The sequence below is a fragment of the Brevibacillus sp. NSP2.1 genome, assembly GCF_000470975.2.
GTDB classification, from domain to species: domain Bacteria; phylum Bacillota; class Bacilli; order Brevibacillales; family Brevibacillaceae; genus Brevibacillus; species Brevibacillus agri.
Window position 1 is genome coordinate 4,202,261 of sequence record NZ_CP048274.1, and the last position, 24,606, is coordinate 4,226,866.

Sequence of the window (24,606 nt, forward strand, 5' to 3'; positions counted from 1 at the left end):
CTAATACATCAGGTGCATAATCAATCCCAGAAGACTTGGACTGCATATGGAGGGTAAAAAATGGAGTTTACACCGCATGCGACATGCGAGGACCTGGAGCACAAGCTGAGATTGGCCAATGATCTGCAAGAGGCATTGCCTCTTCAACAACTATCCTTGCACTACCAACCCCAATTCGAGACCGGATCTGGCAATGTGCGCGGCTTTGAGGCTTTGCTCAGATGGAATCATCCGCACTTTGGACCGATCTCCCCCACAGAATTTATCCCGCTCGCCGAGGAGACAGGACTGATTTATTCCATCGGAGACTGGGTGATCCAGACCGCTTGTCAAAAGAACAAGCAAATTCAGGAAAAATACATGCCCAACTCCGTCATGTCCGTCAATTTGTCGGGCTTGCAATTGCAAGATTCCTTATTCTTTGACCGGGTGTGCGGCATTTTGCAGCAAACCGCTCTCTCCCCGCAATCGCTGGAGCTGGAACTGACCGAACGGGACCGCATCTCGCTCAAAGACAGACGGATCGACTCACTGAAAAGATTTGCCCATCACGGTATCAAAATCGTATTGGACGATTTCGGGACGGAATACTCCTCGCTTGAATACATCACGACTCTCCCCCTTTCTACGATCAAAATCGACCGCTCGTTTGTCACACATATCAACAATCATTACGAAGGGACCGTTCTCGTCGAATGGATCATCTCGCTGGCGCGAAAGCTGGGATTCACCGTCGTCGCGGAAGGCATCGAAACATACGAGCAGCTTCATACCTTGCAAAAGTGGAAGTGCGATTTTGTGCAAGGCTATTTGCTGAGCAAGCCGCTGCATGAACAGGAGCTGCCGCTGTTTTTTCGCAAGGTGGAATGGAAGCAGGAAAACAAATTCTAGCATCCAGGTGTCCTGGAATCATCCCCCTTGCCCGACCAGCTTCAGCACACGGCACAGGTCGTACAGAGCGTGGACGCCGCGCATTTGCCAGCCATTGACCTGATGCAAATAACGCAAGGTGTCCACGGCGATTTTTCGCGCCTCCTGCACATCTTCTTCCTTCATCTCGGCGACGGCGTTTTTCAGCTCTACGACGGAGGGCGAGTACACCTGCGCACGCAACGCTCGCAACAGCATGATTTTGTGAATGTGCGAACGGTTGAACAACTGATAGCCGTTTTTCGGATCGCGCGCGGTCGTAATCAGCCCGGTTTTTTCCCAGTGGCGAATCGTAGAGCTGGGAAGTCCTGTCTCGCTGGCGGCTTGCTTGATTCGCGATTGCCACACCCTCCGATTGGCGTTGCCTGATAACCTTCCGCTGTGAGGCTGCTGCCTCCAAATTTTATCGATAGGGCGGGATGACCAACTTCCCGGTATAATCTAAATAGCCATCGAGACCCCAATTGATGGCGTACAGACCGTTACGATCCATAAGAGAGCCATATGGACTTTGATAGGTACCAAAATAACGTGGACTTACAAGATACTCTCCTTTGCGATTGATAAAGCCCTCCCTGCCGTCGTGCAGGCGAACCATGGCTATACCGTTATAAAATCTGCCTATAGCTGAGTATTTGGGTTCGAGAATGACCTCTCCTGTCAGGGTAACAGCACCCGCGTAAGATTGACCGTCTTCTTTGTTAGTGTAGTACCTGTAAATGCCTTCCTCTACATCCGATGATCCTGCAAAAGGAGTAAATTCGCCTGGCGGGATGATCCATTCGCCTTTTTTATTGATCAATCCTCCTCCAAGCGATTTTCCGTCCGCTTTCCAGCTCGAAGCATAGGCTATTCCGTTCCGAAAGGGAACGGTAAAATAATAGATCGGTGCGATGATGTACTCGCCTTTGCTGTTAATAAACCCAATCTGCTTATCCTTTTCTTGGACAGCGGCTAATCCGTCAGAAAATTCTTTTGCCAAGACGTACTTAGGGGGGACCAAAACGGTTCCTTTCGCATCCATATATCCGTAGTAAGGACCTTGCTTAATGAGGATCGGATCATTGGAATACTGCTGCCGTTCGGGAATGTAGCCTACGTAATCAAAGGTAGGCTGCACGATCCAATTCCCCTTCGTGTCGATGAGTCCCCATTTTTTATTCACAGAAGCAGCTGATCGTCCAAAACGGAAACCTACTATTCGCTCATACTTTGGAGGGATGACTTCCTTTCCTGTACGGTCGATCACCCCGCTTCTTTCCCCTATCTGAAAGCTTGCAAGCCCTTCGGAGAAACTGGAAATATAGTTGTATTTATAGGGAACAATGAGCTTGCCAGTATGATCTATCACTCCCCACTTTTCTATGCTCGTGTTTCGTACAAGGCCGAGGCCATCTTTGAATTCCTGTATCGTACCGTATTTGGGCAAAGTAAATCTCGCATGAATCTTGCCGTTACGATCACTCAAAGCCCATTGATTCCCGGTAGGTTTTCTTAGTGGGTACAGTTGCTGGTTTGGTTCGCCTGCACCTTGTGCGGATACACCAGCAAGGCTGAGACACGCCAGAATCATAGCTAGGATCGTTACCAAAAATTTCTGCATAGTAGTACATCCTCCGAGAGTCTAATGAGTTAGTTGCCCTAATTATAGGGTAATTTGGAATTAAAACCAATAAGGGGGGTTGGCTACACGGGGACAAGGAACTGTTCTTTTGCGTGCGTGTCGGTATTTCGAAAAATTTACCATCTCAGTAAATACCGATATCAATAGATTCTAGACATTTATTCGGAATCTTTATTAACGATAACGATTTAATGGAGGTGTATCCATTCATGCAATCTCTGACAGCCGTTTGTTAATGAATGACATTCTCTCCGTTCCATATCGATTTGATTTCAATCTACTAGACATCCATGCTTCTTTACAAAAACATCCCCATTCTTATTATCATCAAAAAAGATCCGTCTAAGTATGTTCGTATCCATATTCTAATCCTACCCTAAAGAAAGAAAACAGGACAGCCTTTCGACTATCCCAAAACTTATAAATTCCTATCTGTTCATTAGCGTTGCATAAAAAATGAATCCATCTATTGTCAAATTATTCTGAATGACATTTTCAACTTCACAACCAAAAACGAGAACAGCCAAGCAAAAGGTAGCCACTATCCATTTGGTAGTTTTATACATTTATTACAACATCGACAACAACAAACAACACTTACTTCCTTTTCTGTCGCCCTCTGGATGTTCGTTTGGATTGGTAATCCATTCTGCCTATCCATTGTTCAAAGGTCTGCCAGAGAAACACTTTGAGCCATCTACTGATTTGCAGCAGACTGTGCTGACTGTTTCTTTCCAGCTTTACAAGAAGCAACAAGCAGTAAGCAATGAGAGCGAGAAAAACTTGATTCCAGACCGCATTTTCACTTGTTCCATAGAACGTCTTGATCTTTGCGTGTTGTTTCATCCATTTGAAAAACAGTTCTATTTGCCAGCGCCAACGGTAGATGTCGCTCAATTCTTCTGCTTCTAAGTCGAACCGATTGGTGATGATTCGAATACGATTTCCTTTCGAATCATGCGTTTCAATCAGTCGTAACACATTATCCACCCGTTTTTGTGGCGTTCCAAGAAGGATCATGGAGTCGGATAAAACGGAGCTTTCTGGTGGTACTTTGAAAGTATACAAATGACGAGTTTCCGCGTTATCCTTGAGACGTGAAGCAAAAAAGATGCCCTGATCGGTATACTCATCGAACTTTTCATAATCCACGTACCCTCGATCAAAGACGTACATGGCTCCGATCTCATCAATCAGCGACTCCATTTGGGTGCGGTCATTGGATTTGGCACAAGTTAGGGAAATCTTTTCAGGATAGACATCCTCCTGGCTTGCGAAAACGAGACGAAGATGAATTTTGATTCCTGCCTTTGTTTCGCGAAAGGTTGCCCACTTATACTTTTGCAAACATAATCCAATTGTAGTGGAATCAATGATCTTTATGTGTTTTCGAAGAGAGCAGGCTTTTCCGGAAACGCGTTGAATTTGCTGGACAAGGTCGACAAAAACTTCTTCAAGCAAAGCAGGTTCTACCCGATTGTTTTTTCGACTAAGCTGTGCGGGGCTGATCGATGACAGTCCTAATTCTTGCTGAAATTTCTTTGATAGAACATCGTCAGCAATGGCTCGAAGCCCTTCGCGTTGCTGAAGTTGGGCATGTAAAAATAGGAGAAGATACGCTTTTGTCGTCAGCTTCTTCACGTACTTGTCTTGATCCGTTTCGTCAATTCGTTGTTGAAGTTTCATAATATTGATGGGTGCAACCCATTTACCAAATGAAGAAAATAGGGTATTCTTGTCCATGAGCTATCCTTTGCGTTGGATTTGGACAGGAACTACCTGACCTTTCCAGTGTAAAGGATTTTTTTGTTCCCTAGACAACCAAATACCAAAGATTATGTGTATTTTGAATGATGGGAAAAGATTAATGCAACGCTAGTGCTATCTGTTGAAAAAAACCTTGAAGCTTTCTTCAAGGTTTTTTTCGCCGCGAGCCACTAACCGTTTTCCTTCAACGCAACCCCGTTGATTCGCAAATGGGCGCGGAACATTTCCATGATCGACGGCATGTCCGCTTTGTCCGCCCACGAGTCCGTATTCCACACGCCAGCCTGCTTGAATGCGCGCGGGCAGTGAATGAAACACTCTTCCACCTCGACGACGACACCGAGCCCGAGTGTTTTGCCCTTCCAGTTCTGCGCGGCGAGCAGCTCGGCGTTTTTCGTAATCGTCGCTTTTCCGTTGATGCGCAGCACTTCTTCCAGCCCGGGAATGAGAAAAATCATGCCGACCTGCGGATTCGCCAAAATGTTCAGCAAAGAATCGACCCGCCGGTTTCCCATTCTTTCCGGAAAAATAACGTGCCGCTCGTCCAGCACTTTGACAAAGCCCGGCTCATCGCCGCGCGGAGAAACATCGCAGCGTCCATCGGCATCTGCTGTCGCCAGGAAAAACAGCGGCGACATGGACAAGTAATGAATGACATGCGACTCTACCTGCGCAATGCTTTTGTTCGCAACCGTCTCGTGCGGAACCCCTACCAGACTTCTCAGTTCATCCGCGCTGGCAACACGGTCCTTTTGCCACTTTTCTTCCCACATCTTTGTCTCTCCTCCAGGCCCTGTATTTTGGATGACAAACGCCAAGAGCGATCGGGAACGGTTCTCATCCATTTTTCCCATCTTATCGGCTGCGCAGGCGGATTGCAAGACTGCTGAGCGAACGACGTACCGTCTGCTCGCCTTTTTTCCCCGCGCACAATAGAGGATAGCTCACGCGCTATCGCGCAAAGATGCGACTGCCCGTCGCACGCCAAAAGGGATGCCGCCTGTGCATCCCTCTTCGTGCGTGTTTCCCGCTCTTTGTCCGTTGCCTTTGCGCGGTTACACCATAATTTTGCAAATGTCGTTCGTAAACTCGACCGGGTCTTCGATCGGCAATCCTTCGATCAGCAATGCCTGATTGTAGAGCAGGGCGGTGTACAAGTTCACCTTTTCCTTGTCCTCGGCAAAAGCTGTCTTGAGCGACTGGAACACGTTGTGGTTGACGTTGATTTCCAGCACCTTTTGCGCTTTGACGCCCTGGCTGTTCGGCATAGCGTTCAACACTTTTTCCATCTCAATGGTGACATCGCCCTCGGTGGACAGGCAAACCGGATGGGATTTCAGCCGCTTGGACGCTTTTACGCTGGTGACTTTTCCTTCGAGCAGGCTCTTCATGTACGAGAACAGCTCCTGGTTGTCTGCGTTTTCTGCGTCTGCTGCCTTGTCCTGGTCGTCCGCTTCGATGCCCAAATCTGCGCTGGATACGGAGCGGAACTCTTTCTCCTTGTAGGTGCGCATCATTTTGATCGCAAACTCGTCGATGTCTTCCGTGAAGTACAAGATTTCATAGCCTTTGTCGGCAACCAGCTCGGTCTGCGGCAGCTTTTCGATGCGCTCGTTGGATTCTCCGGTTGCGTAGTAAATGTATTTTTGGTCTTCCGGCATTCTCTCCACGTACTCGGCGAGCGTCACCAGCTTTTTCTCCTTCGAGGAGTAGAACATCAGGAGGTCTTGCAGCGTGTCCTTATGCGTGCCGAAGTCGCTGTACACGCCGTATTTGAGCTGGCGGCCAAACGCCTGATAAAACTTCTCGTACTTCTCCCGCTCGTTTTTTTGCATGCTTTGCAGTTGGCCCTTGATTTTGCTGGCGATGTTTTTCGCGATCAGCTTCAACTGGCGATCGTGCTGCAGCATCTCGCGGGAAATGTTGAGGGACAGGCTTTCCGAATCAACCATCCCTTTGACGAAGCTGAAGTAGTCTGGCAGCAGGTCTGCGCACTTGTTCATGATGAGTACGCCATTGGCATACAGCTCCAGACCTTTTTCGTACTCTTTGGAGTAATAGTCGAACGGAATGCTTTCCGGGATGTACAAAATCGCCTGATAGACGACGGCTCCGTCCGCGCTGACGTGGATGTGCGCCAGCGGCTTGTCAAAGCCGTAGTGCTTGCTTGCGTAAAACTGCTCGTAATCTTCATCCTTCAGCTCGCTTTTGTTTTTGCGCCAGATCGGCACCATGCTGTTGATGACCTGTTCTTCGCGCGCTTCCTCAAACTCGTTGTCGCTGCCCTCTTTTGGCTTGTGGGTAGTGACGTCCATTTTGATCGGGTAGCGGATGAAGTCGGAGTATTTTTTGATGATCGCTCTTAAGCGATACTCTTCCAGAAACTCGTCGTAGCGCTCTTCTTCGGTGTTCTCCTTGATTTTGAGGATGATCGTGGTACCGACCGTCTCTTTTTCATACGGCTCGATCGTATAGCCATCTGCGCCGCTGGATTGCCATTTGTAGCCTGTCTCTGCCCCGAGCGCCTTGCTGATAACGGTCACGACATCGGCGACCATGAAAGCGGAGTAGAAGCCCACCCCGAATTGCCCGATGATGTTGTAGCCATCCTTCGCTTCGATTTCTTTTTTGAAGGCGAGCGAGCCGCTTTTCGCGATCACGCCCAGGTTGGTTTCCAGCTCTTCGGCGGTCATGCCGATCCCCGTATCGGTAATCGTCAGCTCGCGGGCGTCTTTGTCGATGGTGATTTTAATGAAGTAATTGTCTTTATCAAAAACTAGCTGAGGATCGGTCAGCGATTTGTAATAAATTTTATCAATCGCATCGCTCGCATTGGAAATCAGCTCACGCAGAAAAATCTCTTTTTGCGTGTAAATGGAATGGATCATCATTTCCAACAGTCGCGTCGATTCCGCCTGAAACTGCTTCTTTTCCATCGGACATTCTCCCTTCTTCTTTTGCACGACACACTTGTTAGCACTCTAGCATGGTGAGTGCTATCCACTATTTTTTATAGCAGTCCTAGATTTTTCTGTCAATATATCGGCCTTGTTTTTTCCAAATTCTGCCGACTGTTGGAAGCTTTTTTTCCATAAAAAAGGACCATGCGAAAATGGTCCTCTTCCTCGTCGCTATGCTCCTTTTTCACTGGCCGCATACGCTTCTGCGGCGATCGCCAAAAGCGTGCCCATGATTTTTTCCACTCGTTTTTGCCGGGCCAGCAAAAGCTGTTCCTGCTCTTGCAAAATAAGTTCCCGCTCCGGCTGGCCGTCGAGCAACTCGCGAATTTTTTGCAGCGGAAAATCCAGCTCGCGATAAAACAAAATTTGCTGCAGGCGCTCCAGCTCTTTTGTGCCGTACAGCCGATAGCCCGCTTCGCTGATCTCGCTCGGCACGAGCAAGCCGATCTTGTGGTAATGGTGCAACGTTTTGATCGTCACCCCGGAAAGCTCCGATACTTCCTTGACCGTGTACAGCACGTGTCCGCCCTCCTTTCCCCTTTAGTGTAAAGACTCCCCCAAGCGGAGAGTCCAGCGTTTTTGCCAAAAAAAATCCCTCGCTGGCTAGGGCGAGGGTTGAAAAAGGTGGTTAACAGTGTATAGGACTCAGTGTGTCCCGATTTTGCCATTATATACGTCCGTTTTCCCGGCGAAGCCAAAGGGGCAGGCGGCGCGGGCAGCGTCTGCATGCTATGCTGTTCGAGTCGCTTCCGCACCGCTCCATGGCAGCCTTTTTACCCGACCGCGACCAGATCGAGCACCGCTGCGTTGATCCCGTTCAAAAAAGCAAGTGCACTCGCTTTGATAATGTCCGTATCCATGGCGCGGCCCGAGTACGTTTTTCCCATGTACTCGATGCGGATATTGACGCGGCCGACAGCGTCCTTGCCGCGGGTTTCGTCCCATTCAGTTTGCGCGTTCACGCGGGAACGCGTCCGTGCCGTCGCCAAACAGCCATTTCAACGCATTCATGAAGCGAAACGCGAAGAAAAAAGAATCGTGCGTCCCGAGCGGGTCCGTCTCGAACTTCAGATGTTCCGGCGGAAAACCTTTTTCGAGCAGGAGACGGTGCGCCGCTTTGGTCTGCGCGACCATTCCCGACTGGATCGTCTTTTTGTAGACGCCTTCCAGCTCGCCGACGTACATATAGACGCGATGCTTCTCAGCAGGCAAAGCCCTCTCCTGCATGTACGAGATGAAGCCTTCGTACCAGAACGAAGCGGATATCCAGGCGCTTTTGCCAAACGTCTCCGGGCGATTGAAGTACGCGTACGCACTGACCAGTCCGCCGAGCGAGCAGCCTGCAATCGCGGTGTGCTCCGGTTCCGGCATGGTCAAATAATTCGCGTCGATGTGCGGCTTGATCTCGTCTGCGACCGCTTGCACGTAGCGGCTCGCTCCGCCGCCAAACGACGGCCTGTCCGCCACAAGCGCCCCTTCTGGCCACGGCGTGTAGTCGTGATTCCGGTCGTGCGGCTTGATGCCGACGAGAATCAGCTCCGGAAGCTGCTTGCTGTTAAACAAATGATCGAGGTAATTGTACCCATCCATCGCGACTTTGCCTGCGTCCTGCAAGTAGACGACAGGATAGCGTTTGTTTTCTTCTGTATAGCTGCTCGGCAAATGGATGGACAGTTCAAAGCCCGCCACTTTCTCCGTAATGAATCGCTTCCGCATGCTCGGACCTCTTTTCCTCGGTTTTGATGGAGTCTCCCCAAAATTATAAGGACAGTCCGCGCAAGTAGCCATGCACAAAATCCAGATTCGCCGATGAAGCTTTTCCTGTGCGGCAAAGGTCACGGCGTAGCTGGCCGTTTTCATCCAGTGAATGGAGAGGATCGGCCCGACGCTCGTTCCGGCAAACAGGATAAACGTATAGACGGATACCGCAAGCCCGCGCAGCTTCCCGGCCAACTGACCGATCAACGAGATGAGAGAAGGAACGGCGAGAGCGATACCGCTGACGTACACAAGCGTCATCCCGATGAGCACCGGCAAGGAGGCGCCCACGCCCAGCAGCGCAAGCCCGGCAACGGCGAGCAGCAAGGAGAAGCGCAGAACGCCACGGACGCCAAAGCGTTTGGACAGGCGCCCGGCGAGCGGCGACAAAACCATCCCGCCAATGCCTGCCGCACGGACCCACACAATTTGTTGCGCATCAAGACCATAGGCTGGCCCGCTCAAGTATGCGCCGAGAACCGTGTACATGCTCACAAAAGACAGCAACAGCACAAAGGCAATCACGTAGCCGAGCAGCAAGTTTTTGGCCCGAAAAACGTGCCTGATCTGCCGGAACGGTTCCCAGACGCTGGCGCCCGGATACAGGCGCTCGCCTTTTGGCAGGAACAACCAAATCAACAAAAACGTGATGACGTATGCGACAGCCAGTACGTCAAACAAAAATCGCCAGTCGTACAGTTGGCTGAGCCAGCCGCCAACCACCTGCCCGACAATCCCGGCCACGAGAAATCCGGTACTGATGAAGCCAATGGCAGTCACTCGTTTTTCGAGCGGAAACATTTCGACGGCGTAAGCCAGCGCGACCGGGGAAAAACTGGCGGCCGCCGCTCCCTGCAAGCCTCGCAGCACGATCAGCCAGCCAAAGCTGTCCACTGTGCCCAGCAGGCACAATCAACACAAATAGCCCGCTCAAAATCACCTGTTTTCGCCCGTATTTGTCTGACAGCGCCCCGTACACCAGGCAGCCCAGCGCAAAGCCGAGCGAAAACACACTTCCTGTCGCCGCCGCTTCCGCCAGGGACACTCCGTAGTTTTCCGCAAACAGAGGCAAGAGGGGAATCGTGACATACAGGCTGGTCATGACAGCCATTCCCGCCCAGCTTAATACGGCTGTCATGAGCGCGTAGCTTTTTTGGTGGATCAATTCGGTTTTCATGAGCAAATGCCACCTCTTTTTGATTATTGTTTTCGTCAAGCGTGAATCATGGAGAGATTTTTTCAACCCAGATGGCTAGCGGAACGAATTTCCATCCAGGATGAACCTACGGAAAGAGATGTAGTTAGATAATCTAATTATTTGTCGAAAAAAATTTACCTCCCCACTCCCAGCCTGTTCTCCATCGTCCGGTTCAGCTTGACCAGCACGTTTTCCAACACATGCAGTTCCTCCGGCTCCAGCTCATGGAACAGCGAGGAGCAAACTGACCAATAGGCAGGCAACACTTTTTCTACGAGCGCGCGCCCTTCTGCCGTAATTTTCACATGCACCCGCCGACGATCTGCGGAGTTTTGCTCGCGGACGATCCAGTTTCTTTTTTCGAGCCAATCGAGCAGCGCCGTCGCTGAAGCCCGCCGAATCCCCAATCGTTCCGCAATCGCAGACGGGGTAATCAGTTCTTTTCCGTCGTGCAGCGTGAGCAAAAGCAGCAGATCAAGCTTGCTCTCTGTAATGTCGTACGGAGCCAGCTCCTGGTCCATGACATCCAGTACGTGGTCGGACAGCCACAGCATCAACAGCCCCATGTACGCAGTATGCTGGTTGGTTTCGCTGGCAGCCGTCTTCGCCAGCAAATCGGCATACGGCTTTACGCCCAGCTTTGGCAATGAGTGATCCGGCGTGTGATCTTGCTGATTTTTTTTGCGCATCAGGCACCTCAACAAAACAAATTAGATTATCTAACAATATGCTCACTATATGGGATTTCTCCGTTTTGCGCAAGTGGCTTGTGCGTCAATTTTTCCTAGCGTTTAATTCCCTTGTTGACACTCGGAATTATAACGCCTAAAGTAGTTTGTATAACAAATCCTTCCAACTGCCTGATTGCGAGAAACCGCCAGCCTGCGAATAATCGTGGCCTCACCCGTTCCGCACGCGTTGCTCGCTTCATGAAAGGGGTACGTCTTGTGATCCGGCGGCTTGCTGCGGAAGGATTGGAGCGAACATTCCAAAAACGTTGACGAGGTGGGCACATGGCAAACGATTTGATTCAGGCAATCACGCTGCTGAAAGAAAAGGAATGGGTCGATCTGACGCACACGTTCGGCCCGGAGTCGCCGCATTTTGCCGCTTTCGACTCAGCCGAATTCAAGACGCTGTTCACGCATGACGACGGCTTTTTTTCGCAGAGCTTTACTTTTGCCGGACAATACGGCACACACCTGGATGCGCCAATCCACTTTGTGCGCAACAAACGCTACCTGGACGAGCTGGAGCTGAAAGAGCTCGTCTTGCCGCTCGTCGTCATCGACAAATCAAAAGAAGCAGAAGCAAACAACGACTACGTGCTGACCGTGGAGGACATTTTGCAGTTCGAAGCCGAGCACGGCCGAATCGAGAGCGGCAGCTTCGTCGCCCTGCGCACCGATTGGAGCAAGCGCTGGCCCGATGCGGAGGCGTTCAACAACAAGGACGCCGACGGCAACAACCACGCTCCCGGCTGGGGACTGGACGCCTTGAAGTTTTTGTTTGAGGAAAGGCAGATCAAAGCGATCGGGCATGAGACGTTTGACACCGACGCCAGCGTCGACTTCCAGAAAAACGGCGCGCTATTGGGCGAGTATTACGTGCTGGCCCAGGACACCTATCAGGTCGAGCTGCTGAAAAACTTGGACAAGCTGCCTGCCAAGGGTGCCGTAATCGTCAACATTACGCCGAAGCCGGAAAAAGCCTCCGGGTTCCCTGTGCGTTCGTTTGCGATTTTGCCGTAGCCATCGTTACAAAATCCGTCTTGCACTGAAAAAGAAAGTTCCCAAGCCAACTGACCTGGGAACTTTCTTTTTTTAAGTGAAACGATCGTTGTCCACTTTCTTTATCTCTAAATAACTGCCCAGAAACCATGCCATAAAGCCGAATAAGCACCAATATAAAATCGCCCAAAATTCGAAGTCCCAGCTAATAAGCCAAAACGCAAACAGTATTTCGCAAACAATGATCCCAAATGCATTGCCGTGTTCTCGCAAATGCTTGTACGATTCCACGTAATCTTCGCTTTGGCTTTGCTTGTTTTCCTTAGAAAAATTCCTTTTCTGCACGTACATTTCCCCACGGTTCACTCGCATGCGGAAAGAATGGTACTTCCTCGGCGCCTCCTGATTATCCTTCGTTCTCGACGCGCTTAATTGTTCGTAGAACTGCTGAATAAAGGAAAAAGTAAACATGAGCAAAACAAAAAAGCCACTAAGGACAGTAAGCGAGATGAGATGCTTGCCAGTACCCCAATGTTTTTCATATTGATTGTCAATAATCATAGGTGAAAATATCCAAATGACCAACATGAAAAAGATGGCCAGCAAACAATGCGCAAAGTATTTCCAGGTCGGTTTAATGGGATAAAAAAATACTAATGAGCGGATGCCGTGCAGAATCAAAATGAGCATACTGGAAAAATACATATACAAAAACCCGGAAACCGCTAATATAATCGCAGCTAAAATCGGAAAGCCCGTCACTTTTATCTCTATGCTTTCGTTTTGCCGATCAATCAAATCGTCACTCCCGATGATTTTCAATATTTCATTCGCACCCCTGCCCTCCAGACCGTAAGTCGTACTGAACAACAGGTTATACACATCACTTTTCACACTCTGGCATTTGGGGTCCGGATAAAAAGCTTTTGTGATAGCTGCATCGTAGTTGATAATCAAATAAAACAAAATCACGATCCCAAAAATCGTGCCTAGCAAATAGCGCACCAGATAAAACTCCCAAAATCGGTTCCCTCCCATACTTCCCTCCCTGTTGTCATTCATTGAACACTCGGCAAAAACACAAATTACCAAATATTGTACCATATACCCAGGACTTTCAGCTTAAAATAAAAAACCCCCGGTCATCCGCCCGGGGGTAGTGTTCGTTATCCTTGTTGTCGCGTCGGCGCCAGCACAATCTCGCGAATATGGACACTCTGCGGCTGGCTGAACGAAAAAGCAGATCGTCTCTGCTACCGTTTTCGGATCGAGGCCGCTTGCTTCGCTGTGCCGCCGCCCTCCTGCGTATGCTGCAAGATTGCGCCGATAATAACGTCCCAGTCGCCTTGCGGAAGCTCATGCCCGGTTCCTTCCAGCGTCACCAGCGCGGCGCCGGGAATCGTCCGCGCCAGCGCGACACCGTGCGGATACGGAATGATCGGGTCTTCTGTGCCGTGAATGACCAGGGCAGGGACCGCGATTTCTGCCGTCCGGGCCAAATACGGTTCGCTACCGGGAATCAGCGCGTGATTGTTGATGTTTGCCATCTTGCGGCTGCGTTTTACTTCCGCTGTCGCCAGCTCATACGTCCGCTGCTCGTCAAGCGGGTGCCGGGAGCCGACGAGCACTTTCCACTTCGCGACGGAAAAGTCGATCACGTCTTGCTCCTTTTCCCAGTCTAGCTCTTCTACATTGCTGAAAAATTGCACGATCTTCTCCTCCATTGGCGGCAAATCCGGGGCGAAATTGGACGTTGCCAGCAAGCCGATCGTCCGCACTCTTTCCGGATGCCGCAAAGCGATGATCTGCGTGATGATCCCGCCCATCGACATGCCGACGATGTGCGCCCGCTCGATCTTGTAGGCATCGAGTATGTGAATCGCGTCGTCTGCCATGTCCTCGAACGTATAGCCCGGATTGCCCAGCTCAAAAGTGGTAGAGCGGCCGACATCGCGATTGTCGTAGCGAATGACAAAGCGGCCCGCGTCCGCCAGCCGCTGGCAAAATGGTTCCTCCCACCAGACGAGCGACGCCTGCGCCCCCATAATCAGCAAAATAGCCGGATCGGCCGGATTGCCGAAGCTTTCCGTGCAAAGCTCCACGCCATTTCGATTCACCATTTGTTCGGTCATTCGTTTCTCCTCCTTCAACATGCGGTCTTTTCATGAAACGACTGGACTTTTGCCAGGCCGTTTGCGCGCGGACAGTCAAGGCTGCCCGAGTGAAAACTTGGCTGCGCCAAGCCGTTGGCGCAGCCTTAGTTGCACTTATAAATCTTACAGTACAAAAAAAACACAGGCTGGCTGCCTGTGCTGGTGTAATCGAAAAAGCAGAGAAAAAGAACCGCGCCAAACGCCGCAGACTTGCCGCGTTGAAGCACGCCGCGCAAAAAGCAGAGCCGCTTTTGCAGCGCGCAATGGCAAACGGCAGCGGGCGAAACCGTGAAAATGACCGTTCCATTCGCTTCCTTCTCTTCTTTTGTTTTTCAGGGCAAGCGGGGCCGTCGCTTGAAAAACTTCCCCTACCTGTCCTGCAAACCGGTTACCATGCAGGCAAACCATTTTTCGATTACCGTACGCACACGACTTAGCCTTTTTCGTGCTATTTCCAATCATTGTGCCAGGAATGAAACCGAAAAATTAGTTTGCCACACGTAACCCTCCGTTCCTCTCAATTGCGTCCATCCTACCATGAGCCGCTGTGAACTGTCAATGACTGGATAATCGTCCAACACGCGCGCCCGTTGTCCCTCATGGCCTTCATGCAGATGCTACGCCGTAATTTTCCACCCGCTCGTTCTTCGCTGCAACTCCCACAGCCGGGCGTACAGCCCGCCTTTTTCCAACAGCTCCTGGTGCCGCCCCTGTTCCACGACCTTGCCTTTTTCCAGCACGATGATGTTGTCGGCGTTCACGACCGTTTTCAGCCGATGGGCGATCATGATGACCGTCCGGCCTTTGACCAGCCGCCCGATCGCCTGCTGCATGTCGGCTTCGTTTTCCGGGTCGAGCGAGGAAGTCGCTTCGTCCAGGAGCAGCACCGGAGCGTTTTTCAAAATCGCCCGGGCGATGGAAATGCGCTGCTTTTCGCCGCCGGACAAAGTGGAGCCGCCCTCGCCGACCATCGTGTCGTAGCCATTCGGCAACTTCATGATGAAGTCGTGGCAGCACGCTTCCTTGGCTGCGGCCTCAATCTCTTCTTGCGTCGCATCTTCCCGCCCGTAGCGAATATTGTTGCGGATCGTGTCCTGGAACAAGTACACATCCTGGAATACCATCGAAATTTTTTGCATGAGCTTCTCCGGGTCTATCTCGCGTTCATCTTTTCCGCCGAACAGCACCCGTCCCCCGACCGGATCGTAAAAGCGCGCGATCAGCCGCAGCAGCGTGCTTTTTCCGCTGCCGGACGGCCCGACGATAGCCGTCAGCGTGCCTTTTTTCATCTCGACAGACACGCCGTCCAGTACGAGCGTGCCGTCGTCATAGCCAAAGCTCACCTCTTCCAAGCGGATGTCGTGCTCCTCAGGCGCTGCCTGCTCGCCTTGCATGATCGGCTCGGCCAGCAGATTGACGATGCGCTCTCCCGCCATCGCATCGTACTTGAACGCAGGCAGGCGCATGATCGCGACAGACAGCGGGTCGAAAATGCGCGCCCCGACCAACAGGAACATTGCGAACAGCGGAACCGTCAACTCGCCGCCGAGCACGAGATAGACGCCGACAATCGTCAACAGCGATACGCCCATCTGCATGAATGCCATGGCAACGAGGAAAAACGGGCCGAGCACTCCCTCCAGCCTGATGCTCTCTTGCATGTAGCGGTAAAACGACTGCTTCAGCCTTTGGAAGTTGTCGATGCGCAAATTGTACGCCTTGATGACCTTCATGCCGTACAAATATTCTTGCAGGCAGTTCGCGAGGGCGACTTTGGCCCGGGAATGGCTCGTGCCGAGCCTGCGTTCCAGTCGGGAGACGCCCCACAAAATGAGGATCGTGACCGGGAATCCGGCCAGCATCGCCACGGCCATGCGCCAGTCCCAGAACAGCAGGCCGAAAAACGCGAGAAACGGGATCAGCACACCGCTAATCAACTGCGGCAAAATCGACGTTCCGGCATTTTCAATCTGGGTAAAATCATTCATGATCGCATGACCCAGCTCGCCTGCGTCCTTGCGCATGAGAAAACCAAGCGGCAGCTTGCGCAAGTGCTCGGCCAGATTCGTCCGGCCCTCGACAGACGCTTCGTACGCGCCGCGATAGATCGCGCGATACGCTTTTCGCTCACAGTAGAACACGACGATCAGAAATACGGCCATGCCTCCCCACGCCAGCCATAAGCTTTGCGTATCGAGCGCAGCCTGCTCTTTGGCATAGTAGGCGTAAACGAGGCTCACGGCCCAGGCCAGACAGCCAAACGGCAGCATGTTGGCGAGATTCGCCAGCACGGCCCAAAGGATCGGCTTCCACATTTTCCCGGGGTTGCCGGCCGTAATGTCGTACAGCAGCTTGCGCATCAGCCGTACACCTCCTTCTCCTGCCTGAGATCAATCGTCCAGTCAGCCGAGCTCGTATAGGCAGCCCACATGTTTTTGTACAATCCGCCGCGGGCGAGCAGCTCGCGATGCGTGCCGCTGTCCTCGATTTTGCCGTTTTTCAGCACGATGATCTGATCGGCTTCGCAAATCGTCGTCAGCCGATGGGCGATAATCAACACCGTCTTGCCGCGGATCAGCTCTCCCAAGGCAAGCTGCATCTCGTATTCGTTTTCCGGGTCGGCGTACGCTGTCGCCTCGTCGAGAATCAAAATCGGCGCGTTTTTCAAAATCGCGCGAGCAACCGACACCCGCTGCTGCTCCCCGCCCGACAGGTGCACGCCGCCCTCGCCGATCAGCGTATCGTAGCCATGCGGCAACCGCTCAATGAACCCGTGACATTGCGCCGCCTTCGCCGCAGCGTACACTTCCTCTCTCGTCGCACTCGGCCGACCGGACAAAATGTTGTTGTAAAGCGTGTCCGTAAACAGGAAGCTGTCCTGAAAAACAAAGGACATGGCGTCCATCAGCTCCGCCGTCTTCATCTCGCGGATGTCTACGCCGCCGATGAAAATCGTCCCTTTTTGCACGTCCCAGAAGCGTGGAATCAACTGCGCAACGGTCGATTTGCCCGAGCCTGACGGACCGACGAGCGCCGTAATTTTTCCCTGTGCCGCGACAAAGCTGATTCCCTGCAGCACCTCGTTGCCGCCCTCGCCCTCGTACGAAAAGGAGACGTCGCGAAACTCGATGTCATAGCCCGTCGGCTTCGCACCGTGCTCCGGCTCCGGGATCGCTTTTTCTTGCAGCATCTCGTCAATGCGTTTTACGCCCTCGGCAATCGTCGTCATCGCCGAGGCGAAGTTGTTCAGCTTGAAAATCGGCGTGGATATCCCCGGAGCGAGCACGAGAAACAGCATCAGCGTAGCAGCAAAAGCGACGTGATCCGGGTCCTGGCTGATGAAAAACAGGCCGACCGGAAAGAAAAACGTCGCCAGCGAGAGCATGACTACCTTGAAGGACACGTAGCCCAGCTCGAAATTGTCCGTGTAGCGCAGGCTGAAATCGCGGTAATGCAGCATGTCCTGGTAAAACTTGCGGAACGAATGCACCGTCTGGCCGAAAATTTTGATCGCCGGCATCCCGCGCACGTATTGCACCGAGGACGTGCTGATCGCCTCCAGCGCGTCAAAGTATTCCTTCAGCCCCGCCTTCGCCTTTTTCCCAGCCATCATCGAATATTGGGCGGCGAAGCCGAGCACCATCGGGATGATGCAGGCCAGCGCCAGCCATACATCGAGCGAAAACATCGCGACCACGATGACGACGAGCATCACCGCCGTATTAATCAGGTCAGGCAACTGGTGGGCGATGAACAGCTCGATTCGCTCCACGTCCAGCTCCACGACTTTTTTGATTTTGCCTGTGGCATTTTTGTTGAAGTAGCCGAGCGGTAGCGCACCGATATGGTCGGCCAACCGCACCCGGATGCCGTACAAAATGCGAAAGGCGGCAATGTGCGAGCACATCCCGCCGACGTACATAAACAAATAGCCGAGCAAAAGCCCTGCCACGCCCCGGACGGCCCAGGCAATGACATAGCTCGCATCGACGGCCGAAATGTCTGCGGCATGCCGCAAAAGCTCAGCCAGGACGTAGTAAATCGACAAGTACGGGACGAGCAGCAAAAAGACGCTTACGGTAGACAAAACTGCCGAGCAGACCATCAGCGTCTTTTTTTCACCTGCCAGCTCCAGCAGTCGAGCCATTCCTGTTTTTGGCTTACGTTTCAACGGTTCTCACTCCTTGTTCCGTGAAAATCGTCTCCACATCGTGCGTTGCTTTCAATTCCACAATCTGATCGCTGGCCAGCCCGGACAAAATCTGGTCGTGCGTGATGATGACTACCGTTTTGCCAGCCTGGGCGAGCTTTTTCACCCACGCTGCCACCTTGAGGACGCCATCCCCATCGAGTCCGCTCGTCGGTTCGTCGAGAATGATCCACTCTGCGTCCGAGCAGTAGGCGGCCGCCATCGTGACCCGCTGCTTTTCTCCGCCCGACAAGGACGCCGGATGCCTGTCGCGCAAATTTTCGATGCCAAACGCCTCCATCGCCGCATAGGCGCGCTGGCGCAGCTCCTCGTCCAGCCGTCTGCCCATCACGATCTCGTTGCCCACGCTGTCGGCGTAGAGCTGATAGTCTGCGTCCTGCATGACCAGGTAGCTCGCTGCGCGCCTTTTGCTCGCAAAATAGCGGGCGGAGCCGTAGTGGACCGTGCCCTTTTGCTCGCGCAGCAGCCCGCACAAAATTTTGCTCAACGTCGTCTTTCCGGCCCCGTTTTCTCCCGTTAGCGCCGTGACAGTTCCTTTTGGCAGCGTAATGTCGACCTCCGAGACTCCGTCGCCTTTTCTGCGGTAAAAATACGAAAGCCCTCGCCCTTCCAGCGCGATTTCGGACGGTGTGGCCTTCTTCGCCTGATCCTCCGCCTTGCTGGCACAAGCCATGTCCGGGTGGCGCAGCCCGTACGGCCGCACCGCTTCCATCGGCAGTTCGGCAAACTCATCCCTCGTCCACGTCTGCGCGATTTTGCCGTTTTCCATGCACACATACCGATCCGCTACAGGCAAAAACGGCGTCAGTCGATGCTCGCAAATGAGCAGAGTCGTGCCGTTTTGCTTGAGCCTTCCCAAAATTTCGATCAGATTTCGCGTCGAGGACTGGTCCAGATTGGCCGTAGGCTCGTCTAGCAACAGCAGCGGCGGGGCCAGGACCGATGCAGCCGCAATCGCTACGCGCTGCTTTTGGCCGCTGGACAGCCTGTGCAGCGAACGGTCGAGCAGATGGTACACACCGAGCTGCTTCGCTACTTTGTCGATCCGCTCCCTGATTTCTTGCGGGTCCATCCCGATGTTTTCCGCTGAAAACGCCAGTTCGTCGCGGACGTTTTCCATAAAAAACTGGCTTCGGGGGTCCTGGAACACGACGCCCATCAGCCGCGTTCTCTCCTGCGGCAAAAGCTCCGCGGGACTTTTCCCGCCCACGCGGACCGTGCCGCTGAGCTTGCCTGCGTAAAAGCCGGGGGCGAGGCCGTTGACCAGCCGCATCATCGTGCTTTTGCCGCTGCCCGAACGCCCGCACAGCACGACACACTGCCCGGCTTTTACCGACAGGTTGATCTGGTTGACCCCCGTCTCACTGCCGGGAGTCCCGTCTTCGCTCTCATAATGGAAGGTGACATCTGTCAGCTCGATCATGCCATCATCCCTCCCGCTCCGTAAATAGCTGTCGCCGCTATAATGTAGATGACCAGCGCCACTGCGTCCGCTGTCCGGAAATGAAACGCATGGATCGACGTCCTCGCGCAGTCGCTCTCGATCCCGCGCAGCTCGGCCGACGAAGCCAGCTCGGCGGAGAGCTTCAGGCAGCGCACGACCAGCGGCATGAAATAGCATTCGTAAGCCATGGCCGGATGGAGCAGCGTGCTGTACCAGTGCGGAAAAATCCCCCTCGCGCGAATGCCGTCGCGAATCGCCTTCATCTCCAACAGCACCACCGGGAAAAAGCGGATCAGAATGCAAATCATCACGGTAATCGGCCGCGGCACTGACATCCGCTCCAGGACGCACATGATGCTGCCGGGGGGCGAGTACATCAGCGTCGCCCCGATCATGACCAGCGGCATCATTCTGGCAAACGAATAAAAAACAAGCTTCATCGTCCCGAGCGTCTCCGGCATGGCAAAAGAAACAGCCAGAGACAGGACATAAACGAGAATAAAGGGAAGTACCTTTCTGGACAGCCGATTTAAGACCAAGTACACTACACTTAAAGCCACCATCATATGTACCTGCAGGTCGTCCTTGATGAGGATCGTCAGGATGCTCGCCAGAAGAAGCACCAGCAGGTGTGTCTTTGGACCTGGCTGCCTCATGCCAGCTTGGCCTTTTTCACATGTTTTCTGAACAGCATGTTCCCGATCATGACACCGACAAGGCCGCCCGCTGCCGAAATCAGGCACATGGTGATCGCCATGCTCGGAGTCCCGTAGTAGTAGAGCATTTCATCCAGCGCCACTTTGGAGTAGCTTTTGGACAGAGTCGCAATGTACTCGTCGCGGAAGAAAATGAGCGGAACCATCCCGCACAGCGAGTAGCCTACATAGAACAAGGCGTAGGCGATGGCGTTGCGCACAGGGTTTTTATAGCCTTCCTGGCCCCACAGAACCAGTTCGCAAATGATCCCCATGACGCCGAGCACCAGCAGGAAATACGCATAGCCATAAGCGACAAAATACAGGCCCGTAATGATAGCGGATAAGAACAGTACGCCTCTTTTATTGATTTTGTTCGCCATGACCACATAGAGCGGTCCGTTGAGCAGAGCGGTAATCCCGCCGACAATCAGGTAAGAGGCGAAGGTAAAAATCGGGCAGAACGTAATGATGATGAGCATGACCACATTGAAGATGGCGAGTGTGATGAAGTCCCGCAACGTCCATCTGTTTTGCAGGGGTGAGACTTGAGCTTCCATGATCGTTCCTCCTTATGTCCTATTGCAAAAATGTAGAGAACTGTAAATGAGATCAATTTTCATTTGCAGTAACTTGGTTCCATTTTATTTTTATCCAACTTGGAGGGTCAATGAGCTGGGCGCAGGTGCGTCTTTTCGTGGTATGTTTTCGTCCGATCACGGTATTTGGAGGTGAAAGCAAATGAAGGACATCGTGACCGAAATGCATGTGCCTTGCTTGATGCAATGCGGTTTTTACCAGGATGACAGCCAGGTGCCCTACAGTCAGGCAGGGACGTGCTTTTCCGTCTCGCCCGAAAAAGGCTCCGGTCACTACTGGACGTACTCCCGGGAGAACCTGTTTGCCATCTCGATTCTCGACTTCGTTTTTTATGAGGATTTGTTCCTGGAATTTCAGCAGCCGAAGTATTTGAGCCTGAACTACTACGACTCTGTCTCGGGCGAAGAGCTGCACCCGTACAAGCGCCTGTCCTCCGGCTGCATCCGCGTGCATTTTGGCTGCAACAACGTGTATCGGGCGCGCTACCATAAAAATATCCCGATCCGTTCGACGGGGATCGAGATTACGCCGGAGTATTACGAAGATTATTTGAAAACAAAATACCCGGATGAGTACACGGACCCGCGCTCGTCTTTTCTCAGCGTGGACGGACTGACGAATTTTCCCGAGCTCGTCTTTCTGTTCCGACAGATCAGACAGTTTCGCGGCACCGGCATCGCGGCCAAGCTGTACTACGAGGGCAAGGTGGCGGAGGCAGTCTCGCTGATCGTCGAAAAAGCCCAGCAGCAAAAAAAGACGTATCCGAGCAAATACGTGTCCAAAGCGGATTTGGACAGTCTGCAGGCTGTGACCGCCTATATCGACGACCACTTTGCCGAGGACATCCACCTGGAGTCGCTCGCCCGGATCGCCTGCATGGGGACGACCAAGCTCAAGAGCACGTTCAAGCTCGTTTACAAATGCACGATCACGGAATATATCCAGAACAAGCGGATGAGCCGGGCGGAGCAGTTGCTCAGCAGCACGGACATGCCGATCAACCAGATTGCGCAGCTCGTGGGCTACCACAACTCCAGCCGTTTCTCCGAGCTGTTTCGCAAAATTACCGGGATGCTGCCGAACGAGTACCGGAGATACTGCGCTACGCTCTTGTAGGTCAGACGGTCGGGGGAAGCTGGTCAAGCGTGTTGACGGCGTTTGCGGTCCCGCCTGAACGCTGTGCCTGGTCTTTTTTGCGCGGTGCTGCTGCATGGCGCAAGTCGAAGCGTTTGCGCTCCGCTGACGTCCATAAAGCCGGGCTTTCCCTGCCGCATGCCGATCCGCTAGGTACAAAAAAAGCTGTAGCCGCTCACACGTACGGCTACAGCTTCTTCGTTTAATTCAGGCGATGCACGATCTCGTACCGGTTGCCGCACGGGTCCTGGAAATAGACTGCGTAGTAGGTGGGGCTGATGGGAAAAAACTGCGGCCCGCTGTGAATGGTCCCCCGGACTGCTCCACGAGCGCGGCCATCCGGTCTACCTCGTCCCGGTCAGATTGCCGTTCGGGACGTGCTCCGGGTCTTCGGTGATCGCAAAGTACGGCACACTCGGCAGCTCGCCTTCCGCTGCAAACACGCGCCAGTTCGCACTGTGAAACGTGCGCGTAAACCCGAGCGCAGGCAGCAGCTTTTCGTAAAAGGGCAACGATTTTTCCTAACTTTTCACTCGCAAATCCATATGGCTGAACTTGTTCATTGGACACTGCTCCCCTCGTTTTCCTCCGCGCTCAGGCAAGCTTTTTCCTTCAGTTTTTCCAGCGCTTCCTCCCACTGCTGCTTCATCTGTTCGCGCGCCGCTGCGTCCGGGAGGTTTTCCTGGTGAAAGCTGATCGTCGTTTTCCCGTTTTTGGCGGCTAACAAGCGGATTTGCAAAGTCGACGGCTTTTCCCACTCCGGCTTGTTCCACCTCAGGCGAAGCTGCTGAAACGGCTTGACGACCTTGAACTCCCCGGAAATCCCTTCTGCACAAGCAAAAGCTTCTCCCACCTGAAAGGCAGGCGGCGGCAATTCGCCCAGCCACAGCTTCAAGCCCTCTTGTGACGTCAAAAAAGTCCAGGCCCCTTCGCTCGATATCGGCAGCGTTCTGCGCACGCCGATCTGGAACCCGGTCGCGGCGGTTTGTCCAACCATTTTCGGTAATGCCAAAGACGGTTTGCTGTTCACTTTCCCACCTCACCATTTGCGTACATTTGTTAGCGCTAACTGCCAGCATGCTTGCAAAAAAATTACGGAGTCAACGCCTTGACGAACAAGTCGATGCTCGATTCCATGAACCGCTGCCTCGTGACGTTTGTGATCGTCTCTGCCCCGTACAAATGCGTCATGAACGCCCCGTAGTTCATCCACATGAAGGTGATCGCCTGCGCTTCGACATCTGTGGCGACCAGCTTGTTTTTCTCCTGCATGATCTGAAAATATTGCGTCAAAAGCTCCAGCAGCTTGCGCAGATGCTTTTGCGCCTTTTCGCGGATGGCCAAGAGGTCGTCATCTTTGAGCACGATGAGAAACAGCTTGCGATTGCGCTCCATGATCTCGTGGTACATCCGGCTCATCATCAAGAGGTCAGCCCGCAGCTCCCAGACGATCTGTTCCGCGAAAATCCGCTCCATCTCCACGGAGTAATGGTAGCGCTCCACTGCCTGGTCGAGCAGATTTTGCTTGCTGCCAAAATGGCGAAACAGCGTCATTTCGCTAACCTGGGCAGCGGCGGCGATTTCTTTTGTCGATACGCCTTTGTAGCCTTTTGCCGCCATTAACTCGATGGCTGCTGTCATCAGCTTTTCTTTGGTGTCCGTAGCCATTTGTCCCTTCACTTCGTCCTCCCGTCATCGTGGAATTTCGCTTTTGTTTAGTTAGTACTCACTAACATACGTAACCATAGCTTATTTCTTTTTTTGGAAATGTCAATAGCGATACGGCAAAAACCCTGGCTGACCAATCCTGGGCTTTTGTCTAACAATGCAAAGATGCTTCTCCACTACTGCCTACTGCCGCAGCGAAAACAGCTTCCGCACCCGTTCGTCCCGCAGCCAAAGCCCGCCCCAGGCGAGAATCGCCAGGTAGAGGGCAAACAGCGTGTGCGTGAACAGGGGCGCATCCATGCGAATCTGTGTCGCGATCACGCCGCCAAAATACCCTGTCAACAGCACAGCGCCTCAAAAAGCCGTTCGCGGCAGCGCATACAGCACCGTAGAGACGAGCGCGAGAATGCCCAGCAGGGCGATATGGTGCTCGGCATAGCCAAGCTCCAGCGTGCCTGTTATTACCGGCTCGGGCTGGATGAGTTTGAAGATACCGTCAAACAGCATGAAGAGAATGACAAGCCCGCTCATGATCCGGGCTACCCAGAGGCGGGTTTTGGAAATGTTTTGCGCCACCATCCGTTCCACCTTTCTTCCTGAAAAAATTACGATTGCGCTTTGCTGCCTTTTTACGAAGCCTATGTCCCCTGTTGCTATCATCAACTAAGAAAAGGGTAACACAAACCGATTCGCGACATTTCTCATGAATTGCTCTGTTGGCAGCCGGGTTTCTCC

General features: G+C 52.7%; 24 protein-coding genes and 3 pseudogenes. 5 read left to right on the forward strand and 22 right to left on the reverse strand.

Going from position 1 to position 24,606, the window contains the following annotated elements; all coding sequences use genetic code 11:
* Positions 1–60: 60 nt before the first annotated feature.
* Positions 61–891, forward strand: coding sequence for a putative bifunctional diguanylate cyclase/phosphodiesterase (locus tag M655_RS20380; RefSeq protein ID WP_007778755.1), 831 nt, complete (start codon positions 61–63; stop codon positions 889–891).
* 18 nt (positions 892–909) lie between these two features.
* Here the strand turns inward: M655_RS20380 and M655_RS20385 are convergent, their stop codons facing one another.
* The 10 genes and pseudogenes from M655_RS20385 to M655_RS20430 form a co-directional block, all read right to left on the reverse strand.
* On the reverse strand, positions 910–1,278 hold the full coding sequence (locus M655_RS20385) for a MerR family transcriptional regulator (protein WP_007778752.1): 369 nt from the start codon (positions 1,276–1,278) through the stop codon (positions 910–912).
* Between the two features lie 55 nt (positions 1,279–1,333).
* Positions 1,334–2,533: a WG repeat-containing protein gene (locus M655_RS20390; protein ID WP_005829634.1), complete on the reverse strand. Its 1,200-nt coding sequence runs from the start codon at positions 2,531–2,533 to the stop codon at positions 1,334–1,336.
* Between the two features lie 618 nt (positions 2,534–3,151).
* Complete coding sequence (locus M655_RS20395; RefSeq protein ID WP_025845287.1) at positions 3,152–4,297, reverse strand: IS4 family transposase; 1,146 nt, start codon at positions 4,295–4,297, stop codon at positions 3,152–3,154.
* 194 nt (positions 4,298–4,491) lie between these two features.
* Positions 4,492–5,094 (reverse strand): MSMEG_1061 family FMN-dependent PPOX-type flavoprotein, encoded by a 603-nt coding sequence (locus tag M655_RS20400; protein ID WP_005829636.1) that lies wholly within the window; start codon positions 5,092–5,094, stop codon positions 4,492–4,494.
* A 282-nt stretch (positions 5,095–5,376) separates the two neighbouring features.
* Positions 5,377–7,257, reverse strand: coding sequence for a molecular chaperone HtpG (gene htpG, locus M655_RS20405; protein ID WP_005829638.1), 1,881 nt, complete (start codon positions 7,255–7,257; stop codon positions 5,377–5,379).
* A gap of 243 nt (positions 7,258–7,500) precedes the next feature.
* Positions 7,501–7,800, reverse strand: a pseudogene (locus M655_RS20410) (MerR family transcriptional regulator); the annotation flags it as partial.
* A gap of 254 nt (positions 7,801–8,054) precedes the next feature.
* A pseudogene (locus M655_RS20415) lies at positions 8,055–8,216 on the reverse strand (alpha-isopropylmalate synthase regulatory domain-containing protein); the annotation flags it as partial.
* A 10-nt stretch (positions 8,217–8,226) separates the two neighbouring features.
* Positions 8,227–9,141, reverse strand: a complete 915-nt coding sequence (locus tag M655_RS20420) for an alpha/beta hydrolase (protein ID WP_502708209.1) — start codon at positions 9,139–9,141, stop codon at positions 8,227–8,229.
* 78 nt (positions 9,142–9,219) lie between these two features.
* A pseudogene (locus tag M655_RS20425) lies at positions 9,220–10,216 on the reverse strand (MFS transporter); the annotation flags it as partial.
* A 155-nt stretch (positions 10,217–10,371) separates the two neighbouring features.
* Complete coding sequence (locus tag M655_RS20430) at positions 10,372–10,926, reverse strand: MarR family winged helix-turn-helix transcriptional regulator (protein ID WP_005829646.1); 555 nt, start codon at positions 10,924–10,926, stop codon at positions 10,372–10,374.
* Positions 10,927–11,250: 324 nt separating this feature from the next.
* On the opposite strand from M655_RS20430, the gene M655_RS20435 reads away from it, so the two are divergent.
* Complete coding sequence (locus M655_RS20435; protein ID WP_007778731.1) at positions 11,251–11,988, forward strand: cyclase family protein; 738 nt, start codon at positions 11,251–11,253, stop codon at positions 11,986–11,988.
* A gap of 72 nt (positions 11,989–12,060) precedes the next feature.
* Here M655_RS20435 and M655_RS20440 read toward each other — a convergent pair whose 3' ends face one another.
* Together M655_RS20440 and mle are read right to left on the reverse strand one after the other, a co-directional pair.
* The gene (locus M655_RS20440; protein ID WP_005829650.1) at positions 12,061–13,005 is read right to left on the reverse strand and encodes a hypothetical protein; all 945 of its coding nucleotides are present in this window, start codon (positions 13,003–13,005) and stop codon (positions 12,061–12,063) included.
* Positions 13,006–13,220: 215 nt separating this feature from the next.
* Positions 13,221–14,099 (reverse strand): alpha/beta fold macrolide esterase, encoded by an 879-nt coding sequence (gene mle / locus M655_RS20445; RefSeq protein WP_026557704.1) that lies wholly within the window; start codon positions 14,097–14,099, stop codon positions 13,221–13,223.
* A 32-nt stretch (positions 14,100–14,131) separates the two neighbouring features.
* Here mle and M655_RS20450 point away from each other — a divergent pair, with 32 nt between their 5' ends.
* Positions 14,132–14,557 (forward strand): hypothetical protein, encoded by a 426-nt coding sequence (locus M655_RS20450; RefSeq protein ID WP_026557703.1) that lies wholly within the window; start codon positions 14,132–14,134, stop codon positions 14,555–14,557.
* A 180-nt stretch (positions 14,558–14,737) separates the two neighbouring features.
* On the opposite strand, the gene M655_RS20455 is transcribed toward M655_RS20450, so the two are convergent.
* From M655_RS20455 to M655_RS20475, 5 genes are read right to left on the reverse strand one after another with little or no spacing between them, the layout of a single operon-like run.
* On the reverse strand, positions 14,738–16,480 hold the full coding sequence (locus M655_RS20455) for an ABC transporter ATP-binding protein (protein ID WP_025843957.1): 1,743 nt from the start codon (positions 16,478–16,480) through the stop codon (positions 14,738–14,740).
* A complete protein-coding gene (locus M655_RS20460) occupies positions 16,480–18,291 on the reverse strand; it encodes an ABC transporter ATP-binding protein (protein WP_005829659.1) in 1,812 nt (603 codons plus the stop codon). The genes M655_RS20455 and M655_RS20460 overlap by 1 nt, the downstream gene beginning before the upstream one ends.
* Positions 18,281–19,753, reverse strand: coding sequence for an ABC transporter ATP-binding protein (locus tag M655_RS20465; protein ID WP_005829661.1), 1,473 nt, complete (start codon positions 19,751–19,753; stop codon positions 18,281–18,283). Before M655_RS20465 ends, M655_RS20460 begins: the two co-directional genes overlap by 11 nt.
* Positions 19,750–20,430 (reverse strand): energy-coupling factor transporter transmembrane component T, encoded by a 681-nt coding sequence (locus M655_RS20470; protein ID WP_005829662.1) that lies wholly within the window; start codon positions 20,428–20,430, stop codon positions 19,750–19,752. The genes M655_RS20465 and M655_RS20470 overlap by 4 nt, the downstream gene beginning before the upstream one ends.
* Entirely contained in the window at positions 20,427–21,029 is a 603-nt protein-coding gene (locus tag M655_RS20475) for an MptD family putative ECF transporter S component (protein WP_007778710.1), read from the reverse strand. The genes M655_RS20470 and M655_RS20475 overlap by 4 nt, the downstream gene beginning before the upstream one ends.
* A 181-nt stretch (positions 21,030–21,210) precedes the next feature.
* On the opposite strand from M655_RS20475, the gene M655_RS20480 reads away from it, so the two are divergent.
* The gene (locus M655_RS20480; RefSeq protein ID WP_005829666.1) at positions 21,211–22,185 is read left to right on the forward strand and encodes a helix-turn-helix domain-containing protein; all 975 of its coding nucleotides are present in this window, start codon (positions 21,211–21,213) and stop codon (positions 22,183–22,185) included.
* A gap of 29 nt (positions 22,186–22,214) precedes the next feature.
* Entirely contained in the window at positions 22,215–22,409 is a 195-nt protein-coding gene (locus M655_RS20485) for a hypothetical protein (RefSeq protein WP_005829668.1), read from the forward strand.
* A gap of 138 nt (positions 22,410–22,547) precedes the next feature.
* Here M655_RS20485 and M655_RS20490 read toward each other — a convergent pair whose 3' ends face one another.
* The 5 genes from M655_RS20490 to M655_RS20510 all read right to left on the reverse strand — a co-directional run bounded on the left by M655_RS20490 (position 22,548) and on the right by M655_RS20510 (position 24,450).
* Positions 22,548–22,715, reverse strand: coding sequence for a hypothetical protein (locus tag M655_RS20490; RefSeq protein ID WP_165329006.1), 168 nt, complete (start codon positions 22,713–22,715; stop codon positions 22,548–22,550).
* A gap of 47 nt (positions 22,716–22,762) precedes the next feature.
* Positions 22,763–23,233 (reverse strand): SRPBCC family protein, encoded by a 471-nt coding sequence (locus tag M655_RS20495; RefSeq protein WP_005829672.1) that lies wholly within the window; start codon positions 23,231–23,233, stop codon positions 22,763–22,765.
* Between the two features lie 62 nt (positions 23,234–23,295).
* Positions 23,296–23,883, reverse strand: a complete 588-nt coding sequence (locus M655_RS20500; RefSeq protein ID WP_035422996.1) for a TetR/AcrR family transcriptional regulator — start codon at positions 23,881–23,883, stop codon at positions 23,296–23,298.
* Between the two features lie 171 nt (positions 23,884–24,054).
* Positions 24,055–24,213 (reverse strand): hypothetical protein, encoded by a 159-nt coding sequence (locus tag M655_RS20505; RefSeq protein ID WP_005829675.1) that lies wholly within the window; start codon positions 24,211–24,213, stop codon positions 24,055–24,057.
* Positions 24,214–24,225: 12 nt separating this feature from the next.
* The gene (locus M655_RS20510) at positions 24,226–24,450 is read right to left on the reverse strand and encodes a DoxX family protein (RefSeq protein WP_005829677.1); all 225 of its coding nucleotides are present in this window, start codon (positions 24,448–24,450) and stop codon (positions 24,226–24,228) included.
* Between the last annotated feature and the right edge of the window lie 156 nt (positions 24,451–24,606).

Coding starts and splice junctions, on each gene's coding strand:
- M655_RS20380 (WP_007778755.1), top strand. CDS start 61: ATGGAGTTTACACCGCATGCGACATGCGAGGACCTGGAGCACAAGCTG.
- M655_RS20390 (WP_005829634.1), bottom strand. CDS start 2,533: ATGCAGAAATTTTTGGTAACGATCCTAGCTATGATTCTGGCGTGTCTC.
- M655_RS20395 (WP_025845287.1), bottom strand. CDS start 4,297: ATGGACAAGAATACCCTATTTTCTTCATTTGGTAAATGGGTTGCACCC.
- M655_RS20400 (WP_005829636.1), bottom strand. CDS start 5,094: ATGTGGGAAGAAAAGTGGCAAAAGGACCGTGTTGCCAGCGCGGATGAA.
- htpG (WP_005829638.1), bottom strand. CDS start 7,257: ATGGAAAAGAAGCAGTTTCAGGCGGAATCGACGCGACTGTTGGAAATG.
- M655_RS20420 (WP_502708209.1), bottom strand. CDS start 9,141: ATGAAAACGGCCAGCTACGCCGTGACCTTTGCCGCACAGGAAAAGCTT.
- M655_RS20430 (WP_005829646.1), bottom strand. CDS start 10,926: ATGCGCAAAAAAAATCAGCAAGATCACACGCCGGATCACTCATTGCCA.
- M655_RS20435 (WP_007778731.1), top strand. CDS start 11,251: ATGGCAAACGATTTGATTCAGGCAATCACGCTGCTGAAAGAAAAGGAA.
- M655_RS20440 (WP_005829650.1), bottom strand. CDS start 13,005: ATGGGAGGGAACCGATTTTGGGAGTTTTATCTGGTGCGCTATTTGCTA.
- mle (WP_026557704.1), bottom strand. CDS start 14,099: ATGACCGAACAAATGGTGAATCGAAATGGCGTGGAGCTTTGCACGGAA.
- M655_RS20450 (WP_026557703.1), top strand. CDS start 14,132: ATGAAACGACTGGACTTTTGCCAGGCCGTTTGCGCGCGGACAGTCAAG.
- M655_RS20455 (WP_025843957.1), bottom strand. CDS start 16,480: ATGCGCAAGCTGCTGTACGACATTACGGCCGGCAACCCCGGGAAAATG.
- M655_RS20465 (WP_005829661.1), bottom strand. CDS start 19,753: ATGATCGAGCTGACAGATGTCACCTTCCATTATGAGAGCGAAGACGGG.
- M655_RS20470 (WP_005829662.1), bottom strand. CDS start 20,430: ATGAGGCAGCCAGGTCCAAAGACACACCTGCTGGTGCTTCTTCTGGCG.
- M655_RS20475 (WP_007778710.1), bottom strand. CDS start 21,029: ATGGAAGCTCAAGTCTCACCCCTGCAAAACAGATGGACGTTGCGGGAC.
- M655_RS20480 (WP_005829666.1), top strand. CDS start 21,211: ATGAAGGACATCGTGACCGAAATGCATGTGCCTTGCTTGATGCAATGC.
- M655_RS20510 (WP_005829677.1), bottom strand. CDS start 24,450: ATGGTGGCGCAAAACATTTCCAAAACCCGCCTCTGGGTAGCCCGGATC.